Raw genomic sequence first — 16,023 nt, 5'->3', positions numbered from 1 at the left:
ACGGCGACCGGGCGTCCCCTCAGGAGCACGACCCCGTGGCGGCCAGCGCCGACGACGACAGCGGGAGGCCCGCCGACTCGAGCCCGATGGTCGCCCCCTCCGGCGCGACCGACAGCGAGGTCATCGTCACGCCCTCGGGGATCGACCCCGCGACGCACACCGAGGTCGCGAAGTCGCCGAGGAACGGGCGGAGATCGAGGCTCAGGCTCGTGTCGGGGAGCGCGGCCGACGTCGGGGCGAAGGCGATCGCCTCCCCGCCGTCGGCGACCGACGGGGTCGCCGTCACGTCGACGGGCACGTCCCCGACCAGGGGGACGGCGAACGTGCGCGTGTAGGTCACCTCGTCGTCGCCGAAGGCCAGCGAGCCGGCCTGGTCGGCGAGCGCGGGCAGGGCGTCGACGGTGGCGGCGTCGACGGTCAGCTGGCCGGTCACGGCGCCCGTGGAGCCCGCGAGGTCGGTCGGCACGTCCGAGACGTCGAAGCGGAAGCTGACGGGGTCGCCGTCCGTGCCCGACGAGACGGTCGCGTCGTCGATCGAGCCGTGGACCAGCTGCCAGAGCACGGAGGTGCCGTGGACGTCGACGGCGACGTCGTCGGCCCCCGTCGCCGACGCGATCTCGGCGGCGGCCCGCTGCTCGACGACCGACCGCACCACGACGTCGGCGATCACCGCGAGGACGGCGAGGCCGAGCAGCACGCCGACGAGCACGAAGAGGCCCGCGGCGGCGCTTCGGCGCCGGGAGCGCTCGACCGGGCGCTCGTCGAAGAAGTGCTCGTCGAGCTCGTGGGGCTCTTCGGCCGAGGAGGGGCGGGTCATCGCGCCATCCTGTCAGGTCACATGCGGTCGGGGGCGCCTACGCCGAGCAGGCCGAGGCCGTTGCGGACGACCTGGCCCGCGGCGTCGTTCAGCCACAGGCGCGTGCGGTGGAGGTCGGTGACCTCCTCGTCGCCGAGGGGCGTGACGCGGCAGCTGTCGTACCAGCGGTGGTAGGTGCCCGCGAGCTCCTCCACGTAGCGCGCGACCCGGTGCGGCTCGCGGAGCTCCGCGGCCTGGCGGACGACGCGCGGCAGCTCGGCGAGGGCCCCGAGCAGCGCGCTCTCCGTCGGGTGCGACAGCAGCGACGCGTCGAAGGCGTCGCGCGTCACGCCGGCGGCCTCGGCGTTGCGGGCGACCGAGCGGGTGCGGGCGTGCGCGTACTGGACGTAGAAGACGGGGTTGTCGTTCGTGCGTCGCGTCCACAGGTCGAGGTCGATGTCGATCGAGCTGTTGACGGGGCTCCGCACCAGCGCGTAGCGCCCGGCGTCGATGCCCACGGCGTCGACGAGGTCCTCCATGGTGACGACCGTGCCGTTGCGCTTGGACATGCGCACGGGCTCGCCGTCGCGCAGCAGGTTGACCATCTGGCCGATGAGGATCTCGAGGTTGACGCCCGGCTCGTCGCCGAAGGCGGCGCACATCGCCATCATGCGGCCGACGTAGCCGTGGTGGTCGGCGCCGAGCATGATCAGGTTGCGCTCGAAGCCGCGCTCGCGCTTGTCGAGGTAGTAGGCCAGGTCGCCGGCGATGTAGGCGGCCTCGCCGTCGCTCTTGACGACGACGCGGTCGCGGTCGTCGCCGAACTCCGTGGTGCGCAGCCAGGTCGCGCCCTCGGACTCGTAGACGTGGCCGAGCTCGCGGAGGCGGGCGACCGCGCGCTCGACGGCCTGTGACTCGTGCAGCGCGTTCTCGTGGAAGTAGACGTCGAAGTCGACCCCGAACTCGTGCAGCGACGTCTTGATGTCGTCGAACATGAAGTCGACGCCGGCGGCGCGGAAGGCCTCCTGCGCCTCGTCGCGCGGCAGGGCGAGCAGGTCGACGTCGGAGGCGGCGATCACCCGGTCGGCGATGTCGGTGATGTACTGCCCGCCGTAGCCGTCCTCGGGCGTGGCCTCGCCCAGGGCACGGGCGAGCAGGCTGCGCGAGAAGCGGTCGATCTGCCCGCCGTGGTCGTTGAAGTAGTACTCGCGGGTGACCAGGGCGCCCTGGGCCTGGAAGACGCGGGCGAGGCTGTCGCCGACGGCGGCCCAGCGGACGCCGCCCATGTGGATCGGGCCGGTGGGGTTCGCCGAGACGAACTCGAGGTCGATCGTCACGCCCTCGTACCAGTCGCCGCGGCCGAACGCCTCGCCCTGCTCGACGATCGTGCGGGCCAGGAGGCCGGCCGCGGCGGCGTCGAGGCGCACGTTGATGAACCCGGGCCCGGCGACGTCGACGTCGGCGACCCCGTCGACCTCGGCCAGCTCGCCGGCGATCTCGGTCGCGAGCTCGCGCGGGGCGACGCCCGCGCGCTTGGCGAGCTTCATGGCGACGTTCGAGGCCCAGTCGCCGTGGTCGCGGTTCTTGGGGCGGTCGAGCACGACGTCGGCGGCCGACACGGCCACGTCGGCGGCGCCGCGTCGCTCGAGGACGCCCTCGACGACGGCGAGCAGGGAGGCGGAGAGTTCGGCGGGAGTCACGAGCATCGATCGTACCGGCCCTCGCGACACGCCGACGCGCTCCGCCCCGGTCGACCTCCCGCCCCGCTCCGGGGAGGATGGGGGCATGTCGTCCGATCCCCGTCGCGTGCCCGTCGTCCGCCGAGCCGCCGCGGCCGCCGCGGCCGCCGGGCTGGCGCTCGGCCTCCTGGCGGGCTGCACGACGGAGGACGCTCCCCCGGCGAGCGACGCCGCCTCGGGCACGCCGAGCGCGGCCGCGAGCGGGACGCCGGCCCCGGGGGCCGGGTACACCGCGCCTCCCCTGGTCAGCACTCCGGTCGACCTCGACTGCGGCGACCTCGTCGACGCCGACGCGCTCTCGTCGATCTGGCCGGGCCTCGTCGCCGCGACCCCGCCGGCGACGTCCGGGCTCGACGACGCCCTGGCCCCGGTGGCCGAGGCGGACGGCACCCTCTGCTCGTGGACCGACGACGCCGGCGAGACCATGACCGTCGGCGTCGCGCGGTACGACGACGCCAGCCTCACCTCGATCGCGAACGGACTCGTGGCGTCGAGCAACTCGGTCCCCACCTACGTCGTCGAGGGCTACTTCGAGCTGCACGACGACGTCGGGGTCGCCCGGGCGCTGCCTTCCCCCTACCTGGTCGTCGCCGAGTCGGAGGCGTTCCCCGAGCCCGGCGCGGCCGAGCCCCTCGTGGCCGCCGTCGTCGACGGCCTCACGCCCGAGGGCTGACCCCGGCCCGGCGGCGCCCGCCGGGCGTCAGGCGGCGACGACGAGCGAGCGGGCCGACGCGGCGAGGCCGCCGACCAGGAGCGGCAGCTGCCGGCGCTCGGCGCCGCGGTCCTCCGGGTGCCACTGCACGCCGACCACCGGCGCCGTCGCGTGCTCCAGGGCCTCGACCGACCCGTCGGAGGCGCGGGCCGACACCCGCAGGCCGTCGCCGACCCGGCCCACCGCCTGGTGGTGCGCGCTCCGCACCGTCGCCACGCCGGGGCCGAGCAGCGCCGCCAGGCGCGTGCCGCCCACGAGCTCGACGTCGTGGTCGACCATGAGGCGGTCGACCGCGCCGGCGCCGCGGTGGAGCCCGCCGTCGTCGTGGAGGTGCTGCACGAGGGTGCCCCCGAGCGCGACGTTGACCACCTGCAGGCCGCGGCAGATGCCGAGCAGCGGGGTCCGTCGGGCGACGGCGCGCCGCACGAGGGCGATCTGCGCGGCGTCGGCGACGTCGTCGTGACGTCCCTCGCCGGGGTACCCCGCGCCTCCCCCGTAGCGGTGCGGGGCGATGTCCTCGCCGCCGACGACGACGACCGCGTCGACGAGGTCGGTCGCGCGCAGCAGGGCCTCGGTGCCGAGGTCGCCGGCCGCGTGCCGGCCGGCCTGCCAACCGGCCTCGGCCGCGACCTCGAGCACGCGGCCGACGAGGGTCTGGGCGTACGCGTCGTAGTCCGGGGCCCAGGGGCGGTGCCGGACGACCTCGACGACGGCGAGCCGCAGGCCGTCGGCGCGGGCGACGCCGGACCGGGCGGGACGGGCTGCGGACGACATGGCTCCACCCTGCCGACCACGGTCGACGGACGCGAGCCGTGTTGCGGAGTGTGACGCGGGCGCCGCCGCGAGCCGAGCCGTCAGGACCCCAGCCGTCGGGGCCACGTGCCGTCAGGGCCAGAGGGAGGCGCGCCGCCAGTCGTCGCCGACGCGCTCGTACCGGACGCGCACCTGGTCGCGGCCGGTCGACGCCTGCCAGAACTCGACCGACACGGGGTCGACCCGCCACGCCGTCCAGTCGGCCGGGACGAGGTCGGGATCGGCGTCGAGGCGCGTGCGCGCGGCACGGAGCGCGGCGTCGGCCTCGTCGGGGTCGAACTCCGCGCTCTGCGGCACGGCGATCGCGGCGGCTCGTGTGTCGGGGTGCCGGTGGAGGAAGTCGGCCTCCGCCACGTCGCGGGGGCCGGCCGACGCCGTGCCGAGCACGCGCACCTGGCGGCCCTGCGCCTCCCAGGTGAAGGTGAGGGCGACGCGGTCGTCCTCGGTCATCTGGACGCCCTTCGGGCTCTCGACCGACGAGGCGAACCAGAACGCCTCGTCGAGGTCCTTGAGGAGGACGGTGCGGGCGGTGGGGCCCGACGCCGTCGACGTGGTCGCGAGGACGAACGCGTGCGGCTGGACGACGTCGCCGTCGATCGCCTCGTCGAGCCACGACCGGAACAACGCGAGCGGCTCGTCGGGCACGCGCTCGGGGTCGAGGGGCGACACGTCGGGCTCGGGGCGAGCGGCCTCGCGCAGGCGGTCGCGGAGGGAGGCGACGGCGTCGGCGGCGGTCTCGGGGGCGTCGGGGCTCATGGCCTCAGCCTGCTCCCCGGGCCGCCTCGCGGCTCGCAGCCGGGGCGTCGGGACCGGCTCCGAAACGCTGCTAGCCTTGACGACGTCCCGGGCCCCCATAGCTCAGGGGATAGAGCACTGCCCTCCGGAGGCAGGGGCGAAGGTTCGAATCCTTCTGGGGGCACCACTCGCTCAGGCTCTCGGGCCCCGGCCCGATCGACCGCCCCCGTCGTCGTCGAGCTGCGCCGTGTCCGCGTCGAGCCCCTCCCGCAGCTGCCGCACCGGCACGCCGAGGTGCCGCGCGACGTCGGCGAGCGGTGCGTCGTCGGCGAGCATGTCACGAGCGATCTGCAGGCGGTGGCGGCTGAGGGCGGCGCGTCCTCGGCGGCGGGCCCGCGCCTCCTGACGCCTCTTCTCGAGGGCCCGGGCGGGCTCGGCCTGCACCGTGCGTTCGTGGTCGGCCAGCGAGACCGCGGCCCGGAAGAAGAAGCGCCCGTAGGCACCGAGCTCGTCGATGCCGTCCTCGAGCGACCGGAACGCCACGCCGCGGCGGTCGAGCTCGGCCATCAGCTCGACGACCTCGGCCACGGTGCCGCCGAGCCGGTCGAGCCGCGTGACGACGAACACGTCGCCCTCCCGCAACGAGTCGACGGCCGCCGAGAGCTGCTCTCGGCGGCCGCGGCTGCCCGTGACGTGGTCGACGTAGATCCGCTCGCAGGCGGCGACGTTGAGGTCGTCCTCCTGGCGCCCGGGGACGACCTCGTCCTCGGAGATGCGCATGTAGCCGACGACGGCCACGCTCGTCGACCCGCCGATCAGGGGACGGTGCGGATCAGGAGTAGGTCAACGCGATGACGGCGACGTCGAGGGTGCGGTACGACCCCTCGGCACGCGTGGCCGTGCGGACCCGTCCGCGGAGGACCTCGAAGCTGCCGCCGACCTCGTGGACGAAGCCGATCACGCCGGCGGTCGGCGTCGAGACCCGGTGGAAGCCGTCGCCCAGCGGGACGACCTCGGCTCGTGACGTGCGTTCGAGAACAGCGCCCATGATGTTCCTCCGGTCTCAGGGAGCCCCGCGACCCGGGGCTCGATGGAGGAGACAGTACCCCGGTCGGCCCCGTGTTCGGGGTACACGACCCCCAGGGTCGTCCGCGCGGGGCGCGGGCGGTGCTCGAGGCCTCAGGCGGGCGGCGTCTCGACCGCGGCGCGACCGCCGCGTCGGCGCCCCGACGTGGCCGTGACGCCGACGCTGGCGGCCGTGACGAGCGCCAGCGCGACGAGCTCCCGCGCCCCCAGCGCCTGGCTGAGCACGACGAGGCCGGCGAGGGCCGCGACGGCCGGGCCGAGGCTCGACAGGACGCCGAAGACCCGGGTCGGCAGGCGGCGGAGCGCGAGCATCTCGAGCGAGTACGGCAGGGCCGACGTGAGCACCGCCACCACCAGGAAGACCAGCAGGAGGCGCGGCTCGGCCACGACGGCCCGCGTCGCGTCCCCCGCCCCCAGCGGCACCACCACGGCGGCGGCCACCACCATCGAGACGCTGAGCCGGGCCATCGGGTCGTCGCCCTTGCCGAGGTCGGCGTTGGCGACGATGTACCCGGCCCAGAACGCCCCGGCCGCGAGCGCGAGGAGCACGCCGACGACCGGCGTCGCGCCGCTGGAGTCGAGCCCGAGGAGGACGACGCCCCCGAGGGCGAGCAGGGCCCAGGCGGCGTCCGTCCACCGACGCGTCTGGACGAGGGCGACCACGAGCGGCCCGAGGAACTCGAGCGTGACGGCGACGCCGAGGGGCAGGACGTCGATGGCGAGGTAGATGAACGAGTTCATGCCCGCCAGGGCGAGGCCGAGCAGCACGACGCCGAGCCAGGTGCGGCGGCTCCACCGACGCACCCGCGGACGGAACGCGACGAGGAGCACGAGCGCGGCGAGGCCGAGGCGGAGGGCGGCCGCCCCGAGCGGGCCGACCGCCTCGAAGTGCGTGCGGGCGAGGGCCGCGCCGAACTGGACGGAGACCACGGCGGCCACGGCGAGGAGCGGGGCCGGCACGCGGTCCAGCGGCGATCGGGTCACGGGACGGGGCCTCCGGGGTCGAGGCCTCCGAGTCTAGGGCGGCGGTGCCGCGGGACGACGACGGCGACGGGCGGGTCCGCGCCGTCCGGGCGATAGCATCGGGGGGTGTCCGACGCGCTCGCCCTGATCTCGCCCGTCGTCGAGTTCTTCGGCTGGTTCGGGTTCGTCGTGGGCACGCCGTTCCTGCTCGTCGGGTGGGCCCTGCGACGCCGTGCCTCCCGCTTCCGCGAGACCGTGGCCGTCGTCATCCCGCCGCCGATCTACGCGCGGGCCGCCGTGGCCCGCTGGATGGACTCCGACGGCGAGCTGCACGAGACGCAGTTCGACGCCTACGCGATCGAGACCCCGGTCGAGACGGAGCTGACCGTCCACTACGACCCCGCGCGCCCGACCCGTCCCCGGGTCGACCCTCCGCACGACGACGGCCGCGCGCCGCGAACCGTGGGCGTCGTGCTCATCTCGGTCGGCGCCGTGTGCGCCGTCGCGTCGGTCGGCCTGCTCTTCGTCGGCTGAGCGGCCCGGCCCGTCGTCGGGCCCCGTCGATAGACTCCGGGCCACCGACCGAGGGGATCCGCTGTGCACGTCGCGAACCACCGCCGCCGAGGGGCGAGAGCCCTCCTGACCACGGTGCTCGTCGCCGCCAGCGCGCTGACGGCGGTGGTCGCCGGGGCGTCCCCGGCCCGGGCGGAGGCGCCGGTCGACCTCGCGGGCAGCTACGTGCTCGACCAGGCCGGGGTGCTGTCGGCGGCCGACGAGCGACGGGTCGTCGAGAGCCTCGACGGGCTCGCGGCCGACCACGGCGTCGACCTCTTCGTCGTCTACGTCGACTCGTTCTCGATGCCCTCCGACCACGGTGCCTGGGGCGCGGCCACCGCCGACCTCAACCAGCTCGGGCCCGACGACGTGCTGTTGTCGGTCGCCGTCGACGACCGGCTGTACGACCTGTCGACCGACGAGTCGGGCCCCGTCTCGACGAGCGAGCGGACGGCGCTGCAGAGCGACGTCGTCGAGCCCGCCCTCCGCGACTCGGACTGGGCCGGCGCCGCCGTCGCCCTCGCGTCGGGCATCGCCGCCGATCAGGAGGGCCCCGACCTCTCGTGGCTGCTCTGGGTCGTCGTCGCCCTCGTCGTCGTCGGCGCCGTCGTGGTGGTCGTCGTCATGATCCGCCGGTCGCGGCGCCGCCAGCGGCAGACCATGGCCGAGGAGGCACGGCGTGCCGAGCTCGAGGCGCGTGCCGCCGCGGCGCTGGTCGCCCTCGACGACGAGATCACCGCGGGCGCGCAGGAGGTCGGCTTCGCGGCCGCCCAGTTCGGCGACGATGCGGCGAGGCCGTTCGCCGACGCGCTGGCCCGGGCCCGCGAGCAGGCCCGCGCCGCCTTCGAGTTCCAGCAGCGCCTCGACGACGCCGTGCCCGACTCGCCCGAGCAGCGTCACGAGTGGACGACCCGCATCATCGAGCTGTGCGAGAGCGCCGACGCGGCGCTCGACGAGCAGTCCGCCGCCTTCGAGGCCCTCCGCGAGGCCGAGACGCGGGCGCCCGCCGACGCGGCGGCGCTGCCCGGCGAGGTCGAGGCCCGCCGGACCCGCGTCGCGTCCGCGCGTGAGTCCCTGGCCCGCCTCGCCGCGACCTACTCCGCCCACGCCGTCGCCACGGTGACCGACAACGCCGACCAGGCGGACCGCCTCCTCGAGTACGCCGACCGGTCGGCCGGCGAGGCCTCCTCCGCGGTGGCGGCCGGCGACGCGGGGACCGCCGCCCGGTCGGTGCGGGGGGCACGCCAGGCGCTCGGCCAGGTCGACCAGCTGCTCTCGTCGGTCGACGCGTCCGCCGAGGCCCTGCGCACCGCGACCACGACCATCGCCGCCCAGGCCGACGACCTGCGTCGCGACCTCGCCGCCGCCGAGCGGCTCGGGTCGGAGCAGGCCCCCGACGGCGTCGACGTGGCCGGCTCGGTGGCCTCGGCCCGGGCCGCCGTGGCGCTCGCCGAGACGACGACGGACGACCCGCTCGGGGTGCTGGCCCAGCTGGGCGAGGCGAACGCGCGCATCGACGCCGCCCTGGCAGCCGTCCGCGACGGCGCCGAGAAGCGCCGCCGGGCCCAGGCGGCGCTCGACCAGGCCCTCACCGCCGCCCGGAGCCAGATCAGCGCGGCGCGCGACTTCATCGAGACCCGCCGGGGCGCCGTCGGCTCGCAGCCGCGCACCCGGCTCTCGGAGGCCGAGCGGCACCTCGCCCGGTCGGTCGCCGTCGCGACGACCGACCCCGACACCGCCATCGTCGAGGCGCACCAGGCGAACCAGCTCGCGGCCGTCGCCGCCAGCGAGGCGTCCGCCCAGGTCTCGCAGTACCAGCAGCAGAGCCCCTTCAGCGGGGGCGGCCGCGGCTCCGCCGGGGCCGACCTCGGCGGCATCGTCACCGGCATGCTGCTCGGCGGCGTCCTCCGCGGCGGCGGCGGCTTCGGCGGAGGAGGCGGCTTCGGCGGAGGAGGAGGCTTCGGCGGCGGAGGAGGCGGCTTCGGCGGCGGGGGCGGCGGCGGCGGTCGCAGCTCCGGCGGGGGACGCTTCTGACCCGGCCCGCGCCTCCTCGACCTCGCTCCCCCGGCACGACCCACCCGCACCATCTCACCCACTCGGAAGGACCACCTCATGACCAAGCAGTCGATCTTCGGTCGCATCGCCCAGCTGACCCGGGCCAACGTCAACGCGCTGCTCGACCAGGCCGAGGACCCGGCGCTCATGCTCGACCAGATGGTGCGCGACTACACCAACAGCATCGCCGAGGCCGAGAGCGCCGTGGCCCAGACGATCGGCAACCTGCGCCTGCTCGAGCAGGACCACGCCGAGGACGTCGCCGCCGCCGCCGACTGGGAGCGCAAGGCGGTCGCCGCCAGCGCGAAGGCCGACCAGCTGCGGTCGGGCGGCAACACCGTCGACGCCGACAAGTTCGACGCCCTCGCCAAGGTCGCCCTCGGCAAGCAGATCGGGGCCGAGAAGGAGGCGAAGGACGCCGAGCCGACGATCGCCTCCCAGACCGAGGTGGTCGACAAGCTCAAGGCGGGCCTGACCTCGATGCGCGGCAAGCTCGACCAGCTGAACGCGAAGCGCAACGAGCTCATCGCCCGCTCGAAGACGGCCGAGGCGCAGTCGAAGGTGTCGGACGCGATCCGCAGCATCGACGTCATGGACCCGACGAGCGAGATCGGGCGCTTCGAGGAGAAGATCCGTCGCGAGGAGGCGCGCGTGCTGGGCCAGCAGGAGCTCGCGGCGTCGAGCCTCGACGCCCAGTTCGAGAGCCTCGACGACCTCGACGAGCAGACCGAGGTCGAGGCCCGGCTGGCCGCGCTGAAGCTCGGCGCCCTCGGGTCGTGACGAGCGTCCCCGGCACCTCCCGGCTCGCCCCGGCGCCTCGCGCGCCCGGACGGGACGGCACCCCGCGGCTCGTCGGCGTCGACGTGGCCCGGGGGCTGGCGGTGCTGGGGATGTTCGCGGCCCACATGTGGCCGCGCGAGGGGCTCGACGAGCGGTTCTTCGACGGCCGGTCGGCCATCCTCTTCGCGACGCTGGCCGGGGTGTCGCTCGGCCTCATGTCGGGCGGGGCCCGGCCCGTCGCGCGGGGCGGACGGGGCGCCGTCGTGGGCTCGATCGCCATCCGGGCCGTGCTGCTCGTCGTGCTGGGCACGCTGCTGCAGGCCTGGAACGGCTACGTGCTCGTGATCCTGCCCTACTACGGCGTGATGTTCCTCCTGGTGCTGCTCGTGCTGTTCGCCACGCGCCCCGTGCTGCTCGCGACGGCCGCCGTGGTCACCGTCGTCGCGCCCTGGCTCGCCTCCCTCGTGCCGGTGACGAACCTCGGCGGCACGACCCTGACCGGCCCCGCCGGCCTCGCCGCCGACGCGCTGCTCGTGGGCTCGTACCCGGCGCTCGTGTGGCTGCCCTTCCTGCTCGTCGGGCTGGTGGCGGCCCGGAGCGACCTGCGGCGGCGCCGCACCCAGCTCGTGCTGCTCGTCGCCGGCGTCGTCGCCGCGGTCGTCGGCTACGGCGCCCGCTTCCTCCCCGGCGGGGGCGACCTCGCGGCCCTCGACCCCGCCGACCACGAGGGCATGCCCGCGGAGATCGTCGGCAGCGGCGGCGTCGCGGCGGCGGTGATCGGCCTGCTGCTCCTGGTGACGAGCCCGGACGGCGCCGCCGGGCGGGCCGCCCGCGTCGTGCTGAGGCCGCTCTCGGCGACCGGTGCGCAGCCGCTGACCGTGTACTCGGCCCACCTGCTGCTGACGGCTCCGCTGTTCACGGCCTACCGCCTCCAGGGCGGCTCGTACGGGCTGCCGCTCGGCTGGCTCGTCGCCGCCGTGCTGCTGACGCTCGCCTACGCCCTCGTGTGGCAGCGCTTCGTCGGCCGCGGCCCCCTCGAACGGCTCGTGGGACGCGTGAGCCGAGTCCGCCCCGCCCGCCCGGCGCTGTGACAGACTGACGCCCGTGAGGTTCGTCGTCGTTCCGCAGTGGCAGGGCTCTCCGTCGCCGAGGGCCATGCGCCTGGCCGAGGGCGCGTACTCGATCCTCGGCGACCTGCCGCAGAGCGCGACGACGCTCGTCGAGGTGCCGGTGGGCGCCGGCGACTCGCTCGGCACGCGCATCCACCGCCTCTCGTCCGTGCTCGCGACCGCGGAGGCGGTCGCCCTCGAGCTGGCGGCCGACGACTCGCCCGCCCTCGTCGTCGGAGGCGACTGCGGCGTCGAGCTCGCCGCCGTGCGGCACGCCCTCACCCCGGAGACCGCGGTCGTCTGGTTCGACGCGCACCCCGACCTGCACAGCCCGCGCAGCAGCGAGAGCGGCGCCTTCAGCGGCATGGTGCTGCGGGCCCTGCTCGGCGGCGCGTCCGACGACCTCCCCTCCCGGGGGGACGACCCCGCGCCTCCCGTGCTCGACGCGGGCCGCGTCGTACTCGCCGGCGCGCGCACCTTCGACGAGGCCGAGGACGCGTGGGCCGAGAGCCACGGCGTCGCCGCCGTCTCGTCGCTCGACCTCTCGCCCCAGGACGTCGTCGACGCCGTCGCCGCGACGGGCGCCACCGAGGTCTACCTGCACGTCGACCTCGACGTGCTCGACCCCGGCACCCTCGAGGGCCTGCTCGACCCGCAGCCGTTCGGGCTCGAGCCGACCGTGCTGATCGAGACGATCGTCGCCCTCAAGCAGCGCTTCACGCTCGTCGGCGCCGGGCTCTGCTCGTTCGCGCCGGTCGACGCCGCAGCCGCCGCCGACGACATGGGCACGGTGCTCCGCCTCGTCGGGGCCCTGTCGCGATGACCCCGTCCGACGAGCGGCCGCGGGTCAGCGTCGAGCGTGACGGGCACGTGCTGCTCATCGGCCTCGACCGTCCGGAGAAGCGCAACGCGGCCGACCTGCGGATGCTCCGCGAGCTGTCGCTCGCCTACGGGCTGCTCGACCGCGACCCCGAGCTGAGGGCGGGCCTGCTGCACGCGCACGGCGACCACTTCACCGCCGGGCTCGACCTCGCCGACGTCGCCCCCGCGGTGGGCGAGCACGGGCTCGACATCGTGCCGGAGGGCGGCCTGCACCCCTGGCAGGTCGACGGCACGAGCGTGTCGAAGCCGGTCGTCGCCGTCGTTCAGGGCACCTGCCTCACGCTCGGGGTGGAGCTCGCCCTCGCGAGCGACGTCGTCGTCGCCGCCGAGGGCACCCGTTTCGGCCAGCTCGAGGTCGGTCGGGCGATCCTGCCGTTCGGGGGCGCGACGACGAGGCTGCCCCGCCGCGTCGGCTGGGGCGACGCCATGCGCTGGATGCTGACCGGCGACCTCTTCGACGCCGAGGAGGCGCGGCGCATCGGGCTCGTCCAGGAGGTCGTCCCCGAGGCGGCCGCCCTCGACCGCGGCCGCGAGCTCGCGCACCGCATCGCCGCGCAGGCCCCCCTGGCGGTGCAGGCGACCCTCGCGAACGCCCGGCTCGCCGTGCGCGAGGGCGCCGCCGCCGCGGAGTCCCGCCTGCAGCCGGAGCTCGTGCGCCTCCTCGCCACGGACGACGCCCGTCGGGGCTACGAGGCGTTCGCGTCGAGGACGACCGCGGAGTTCACCGGGCGCTGAGCCCGGGCCGTGTGCCCCCGAATGCCGGGCCCGGCGCTCCGTCGTGCCGGACGAACGGACGAGCCCGCCTCCCCCGGAGGGGAGACGGGCTCGGAAGAACGAGGCGGATCGGCCTACTTGAAGACGTCCTTGACGTCCTCGCCGACCTTCTTGGCGGAAGCGGCGGACTGGTCCTTCTGACCCTCGGCCTTGAGGCTGTCGTCACCCTTGTGGTCTCCGACGGCCTCCTTGGCCTTGCCCGCGATGTCCTGAGCGGCGTTCTTGATCTTGTCGTCGAGTCCCATGGTGACCTCCAGTTCGTGGCGCTCCCTGCGCCGTGCCCCAGAAGCTACGCCTCGGTCCCGGTCGATGCCCGCGGCCTCCAGAGGACGCACAGGATGCTCGCAGGGTCCTCGACGGCATCGGGAGGGGGACAGTCCCCGCCCACGTCGAGCCAGCGGGTCTACCGTCGCCCCCATGACGACACAGACCTATGACCTCATCGTGATCGGCGCCGGAGCGGTCGGCGAGAACGTCGCCGACTACGCGACCCGCAGCGGCCTCCAGGTGGCCCTGATCGAGGCCGAGCTCGTCGGCGGGGAGTGCTCGTACTGGGCGTGCATGCCCTCCAAGGCGCTCCTCCGCTCGCCCGCGGTCGTCCGGGCGGCGAAGTCCGTCGACGGGGCGGCGCAGGCCGTCACGGGCGAGCTCGACGTGGCCGCGGTGCTCCGCCGTCGCGACTCGTTCACGAGCGGCTGGGACGACTCGAGCCAGGTCGAGTGGGTCGAGGGCACGGGCATCGACCTCATCCGCGGCCACGCCACGATCACCGGCGTCAAGGAGGTCACGGTCGGCGACACGGTCTACACCGCCCGACACGCCGTCGCCGCCGTCACCGGCTCAGCGGCCCTGCTGCCCGACGTGCCGGGACTCGCCGAGGCCCGCCCCTGGACGAGCCGCGAGGCCACGAGCGTGAAGCAGATCCCCCAGAGCCTCGTCGTCGTCGGCGGCGGCGTCGTCGCGGCGGAGATGGCCACGGCCTACCAGCGGCTCGGCGCCGCCGTGACCCTCGTGGCCCGCAGCGGGCTGCTGGGCGGCCAGGAGCCCTTCGCGGGCGAGCTCGTCGGCGCGTCGCTCCGCGAGATGGGCGTCGACGTCCGCGAGGGCACGTCCCCGGTGCAGGTGTCCCGCACCGAGCACGACACGGTCGAGGTCACGCTCGACGACGGCACCGTCGTCATCGCCGACGAGATCCTCGTCGCGACCGGCCGCGTGCCCCGCACCTCCGACCTCGGCCTCGAGAACGTCGGCATCGAGCCCGGCGACTGGCTTCAGGTCGACGACACCATGCTCGTGCACGGCACCGACTGGCTGTACGGCGTCGGCGACGTCAACCACCGCGCCCTGCTCACCCACCAGGGCAAGTACCAGGCCCGCGCCGCCGGCGAGGTCATCGCCGCCCGCGCGAAGGGCACCGAGCTCAAGACCGAGCCGTGGGGCGCGCACGTCGCGACCGCGGACGACGCCGCCGTCCCCCAGGTGACCTTCACCGACCCCGAGGTCGCGAGCGTCGGCCTCACCGCCGACGCGGCCGCGAAGCGCGGCCTCGACGTGCGCGTGGTCGACTACGACCTCGCCGCCGTGGCCGGCTCGGCCCTGCACTCCGACGACTACGCCGGCCAGGCCCGCATCGTCGTCGACGAGTCACGGGGCGTGATCGTGGGCGCGACCTTCGTCGGCCCCGACGTCAGCGACCTGCTGCACGCCGCGACGATCGCGGTCGTCGGCGAGGTGCCGATCGACCGCCTCTGGCACGCCGTCCCGTCGTACCCGACGGTCAGCGAGGTCTGGCTGCGCCTGCTCGACGCCTACGGCCGTCCGTGAGGAACCCCCTCCTCGACTCCCCCGTGTCGCGCCTGGGCTGCGCCTTCGCGACGGCCGTCGGCCTCGCCGTCGGGCTGCCGCTGAGCGTCGGCCGGGTCCGGGTGGTCGGCGACCTCGTCGTCTGCTCGGGCCTGCCCCGCTGGGCGTTCAAGCGCGGCGGCACGTGCGTCGGCCGGGTCTACCTCACGCGGGACAACGACGGCCCCCGCGTGCTCGAGCACGAGGCGGTGCACGTCCGTCAGTGGCAGAAGTACGGCATGCTGATGCCGTCCCTGTACTTCCTGGCCGGCAGCGACGCGCTGACCAACCGGTTCGAGATCGAGGCCGGCCTCGAGAAAGGCGGCTATCGATGACCCGCACCGTGATCATCACCGGAGCGAGCTCCGGCATCGGCCGGGAGGCGGCGATCGCCCTCGCCGCCCGGGGGGCGGAGATCGCCGTCGTCGGGCGCAACGCCGAGCGCACGCGGGCCGTGGCCGACCAGGTCGGGGGCACGTCGTTCGTCGCCGACTTCGACCGGCTCGACGACGTCCGGACGCTCGCCGCCGACCTCCTCGAGCGCTACCCGTGCATCGACGCCCTGGCCAACAACGCGGGCGGGCTCGTCAGCGAGCGCAGCCTCAGCGCCGACGGGCACGAGCGCATCCTGCAGTCGAACCACCTGGCCCCGTTCCTGCTCACGCGCCTCCTGCTGCCCCGGCTGCTGGAGAGCGGCGGGCGCGTCGTCTCGACGGCCAGCGTGGCGAACCTGTTCGGGCACGTGCGGCTCGACGACCTCGACTGGGCGAAGCGGCCGTGGCTGGGCGGCTGGCGGCAGTACGGCACGAGCAAGATCGAGACGATCCTGTTCGTCCGGGAGCTGGCGAAGCGCACCGGCCTCGAGGCGTTCTCGTTCCACCCCGGCATCGTCCGCACCGGCTTCGGCCAGTCGTCGCCGATGTGGCGGCTCGCGAACGTCGTCTCGAACGGCAGCTTCGGCATCAGCGCGTCGGCCGGGGCGCTGCCCCTCGTCCAGCTCGCCGGCCCCACGACGGTAGGCGTGCCGAGCGGGACGTACTTCGACCAGCTCAAGCCCGACGGCCTGCGGATCCCCCAGGCGAAGGACGACCACCTGGCCGAGGCCCTCTGGGACCGCACGTCCGAGATCGTCGGCCTGCCCTCGGCCGTCTGACCCTCGGCCCGACGCGGACGCCCTCCGCC

The 16,023-nt window shown here is 75.2% G+C and carries 18 protein-coding genes and 1 tRNA gene; 11 read left to right on the top strand and 8 right to left on the bottom strand.

Going from position 1 to position 16,023, the window contains the following annotated elements; all coding sequences use genetic code 11:
* Window positions 1–19: 19 nt before the first annotated feature.
* Both EDF38_RS05685 and argS read right to left on the bottom strand, forming a co-directional pair.
* Window positions 20–817, bottom strand: a complete 798-nt coding sequence (locus EDF38_RS05685; protein ID WP_123354360.1) for a DUF2993 domain-containing protein — start codon at window positions 815–817, stop codon at window positions 20–22.
* Window positions 818–834: 17 nt separating this feature from the next.
* Window positions 835–2,496 carry an arginine--tRNA ligase gene (argS, locus tag EDF38_RS05680; protein WP_123355051.1) on the bottom strand — a complete coding sequence of 554 codons (1,662 nt, stop codon included), beginning with the start codon at window positions 2,494–2,496 and terminating at the stop codon, window positions 835–837.
* Between the two features lie 85 nt (window positions 2,497–2,581).
* On the opposite strand from argS, the gene EDF38_RS05675 reads away from it, so the two are divergent.
* Complete coding sequence (locus EDF38_RS05675) at window positions 2,582–3,208, top strand: hypothetical protein (RefSeq protein ID WP_123354359.1); 627 nt, start codon at window positions 2,582–2,584, stop codon at window positions 3,206–3,208.
* A 27-nt stretch (window positions 3,209–3,235) separates the two neighbouring features.
* Here EDF38_RS05675 and EDF38_RS05670 read toward each other — a convergent pair whose 3' ends face one another.
* Window positions 3,236–4,021, bottom strand: coding sequence for a gamma-glutamyl-gamma-aminobutyrate hydrolase family protein (locus EDF38_RS05670; protein WP_123354358.1), 786 nt, complete (start codon window positions 4,019–4,021; stop codon window positions 3,236–3,238).
* A gap of 111 nt (window positions 4,022–4,132) precedes the next feature.
* Window positions 4,133–4,816 carry a pyridoxal 5'-phosphate synthase gene (locus tag EDF38_RS05665; protein ID WP_158613319.1) on the bottom strand — a complete coding sequence of 228 codons (684 nt, stop codon included), beginning with the start codon at window positions 4,814–4,816 and terminating at the stop codon, window positions 4,133–4,135.
* Between the two features lie 91 nt (window positions 4,817–4,907).
* On the opposite strand from EDF38_RS05665, the gene EDF38_RS05660 reads away from it, so the two are divergent.
* Window positions 4,908–4,982: transfer RNA gene (locus tag EDF38_RS05660), tRNA-Arg, on the top strand.
* A gap of 5 nt (window positions 4,983–4,987) precedes the next feature.
* Here EDF38_RS05660 and EDF38_RS05655 read toward each other — a convergent pair.
* From EDF38_RS05655 to EDF38_RS05645, 3 genes are all read right to left on the bottom strand, one after another.
* Entirely contained in the window at window positions 4,988–5,593 is a 606-nt protein-coding gene (locus EDF38_RS05655) for a recombinase family protein (protein WP_123354356.1), read from the bottom strand.
* Between the two features lie 34 nt (window positions 5,594–5,627).
* Window positions 5,628–5,843 (bottom strand): hypothetical protein, encoded by a 216-nt coding sequence (locus EDF38_RS05650; protein ID WP_123354355.1) that lies wholly within the window; start codon window positions 5,841–5,843, stop codon window positions 5,628–5,630.
* Between the two features lie 131 nt (window positions 5,844–5,974).
* The gene (locus EDF38_RS05645) at window positions 5,975–6,865 is read right to left on the bottom strand and encodes a DMT family transporter (RefSeq protein ID WP_199734593.1); all 891 of its coding nucleotides are present in this window, start codon (window positions 6,863–6,865) and stop codon (window positions 5,975–5,977) included.
* A gap of 105 nt (window positions 6,866–6,970) precedes the next feature.
* On the opposite strand from EDF38_RS05645, the gene EDF38_RS05640 reads away from it, so the two are divergent.
* The 6 genes from EDF38_RS05640 to EDF38_RS05615 all read left to right on the top strand — a co-directional run bounded on the left by EDF38_RS05640 (window position 6,971) and on the right by EDF38_RS05615 (window position 12,960).
* Window positions 6,971–7,378: a hypothetical protein gene (locus tag EDF38_RS05640; protein WP_123354354.1), complete on the top strand. Its 408-nt coding sequence runs from the start codon at window positions 6,971–6,973 to the stop codon at window positions 7,376–7,378.
* A gap of 63 nt (window positions 7,379–7,441) precedes the next feature.
* Window positions 7,442–9,433 carry a TPM domain-containing protein gene (locus tag EDF38_RS16040; protein ID WP_123354353.1) on the top strand — a complete coding sequence of 664 codons (1,992 nt, stop codon included), beginning with the start codon at window positions 7,442–7,444 and terminating at the stop codon, window positions 9,431–9,433.
* Between the two features lie 78 nt (window positions 9,434–9,511).
* Window positions 9,512–10,234 (top strand): PspA/IM30 family protein, encoded by a 723-nt coding sequence (locus EDF38_RS05630; RefSeq protein ID WP_123354352.1) that lies wholly within the window; start codon window positions 9,512–9,514, stop codon window positions 10,232–10,234.
* Window positions 10,231–11,325, top strand: coding sequence for a hypothetical protein (locus EDF38_RS05625; RefSeq protein ID WP_123354351.1), 1,095 nt, complete (start codon window positions 10,231–10,233; stop codon window positions 11,323–11,325). Before EDF38_RS05630 ends, EDF38_RS05625 begins: the two co-directional genes overlap by 4 nt.
* A 13-nt stretch (window positions 11,326–11,338) precedes the next feature.
* On the top strand, window positions 11,339–12,166 hold the full coding sequence (locus EDF38_RS05620) for an arginase family protein (RefSeq protein ID WP_370275550.1): 828 nt from the start codon (window positions 11,339–11,341) through the stop codon (window positions 12,164–12,166).
* On the top strand, window positions 12,163–12,960 hold the full coding sequence (locus tag EDF38_RS05615) for a crotonase/enoyl-CoA hydratase family protein (RefSeq protein ID WP_123354349.1): 798 nt from the start codon (window positions 12,163–12,165) through the stop codon (window positions 12,958–12,960). Before EDF38_RS05620 ends, EDF38_RS05615 begins: the two co-directional genes overlap by 4 nt.
* A gap of 113 nt (window positions 12,961–13,073) precedes the next feature.
* On the opposite strand, the gene EDF38_RS05610 is transcribed toward EDF38_RS05615, so the two are convergent.
* Window positions 13,074–13,244 (bottom strand): CsbD family protein, encoded by a 171-nt coding sequence (locus EDF38_RS05610; RefSeq protein WP_123354348.1) that lies wholly within the window; start codon window positions 13,242–13,244, stop codon window positions 13,074–13,076.
* Between the two features lie 172 nt (window positions 13,245–13,416).
* Here EDF38_RS05610 and EDF38_RS05605 point away from each other — a divergent pair, with 172 nt between their 5' ends.
* Genes EDF38_RS05605 through EDF38_RS05595 form a run of 3 tightly spaced genes read left to right on the top strand, consistent with a single transcriptional unit; the run spans window position 13,417 to window position 15,994 of the window.
* The gene (locus EDF38_RS05605; protein WP_123354347.1) at window positions 13,417–14,823 is read left to right on the top strand and encodes an NAD(P)/FAD-dependent oxidoreductase; all 1,407 of its coding nucleotides are present in this window, start codon (window positions 13,417–13,419) and stop codon (window positions 14,821–14,823) included.
* Window positions 14,820–15,176 (top strand): Fe-S oxidoreductase, encoded by a 357-nt coding sequence (locus tag EDF38_RS05600; protein ID WP_199734591.1) that lies wholly within the window; start codon window positions 14,820–14,822, stop codon window positions 15,174–15,176. Before EDF38_RS05605 ends, EDF38_RS05600 begins: the two co-directional genes overlap by 4 nt.
* Window positions 15,173–15,994, top strand: coding sequence for an SDR family NAD(P)-dependent oxidoreductase (locus EDF38_RS05595; protein ID WP_123354346.1), 822 nt, complete (start codon window positions 15,173–15,175; stop codon window positions 15,992–15,994). Before EDF38_RS05600 ends, EDF38_RS05595 begins: the two co-directional genes overlap by 4 nt.
* Window positions 15,995–16,023: the final 29 nt, after the last annotated feature.

The sequence above is a fragment of the Frigoribacterium sp. PhB160 genome, assembly GCF_003751785.1.
In the GTDB taxonomy this organism is placed as follows: Bacteria; Actinomycetota; Actinomycetes; order Actinomycetales; family Microbacteriaceae; genus Frigoribacterium.
This window is presented reverse-complemented; position numbering and strand designations above follow the sequence as displayed.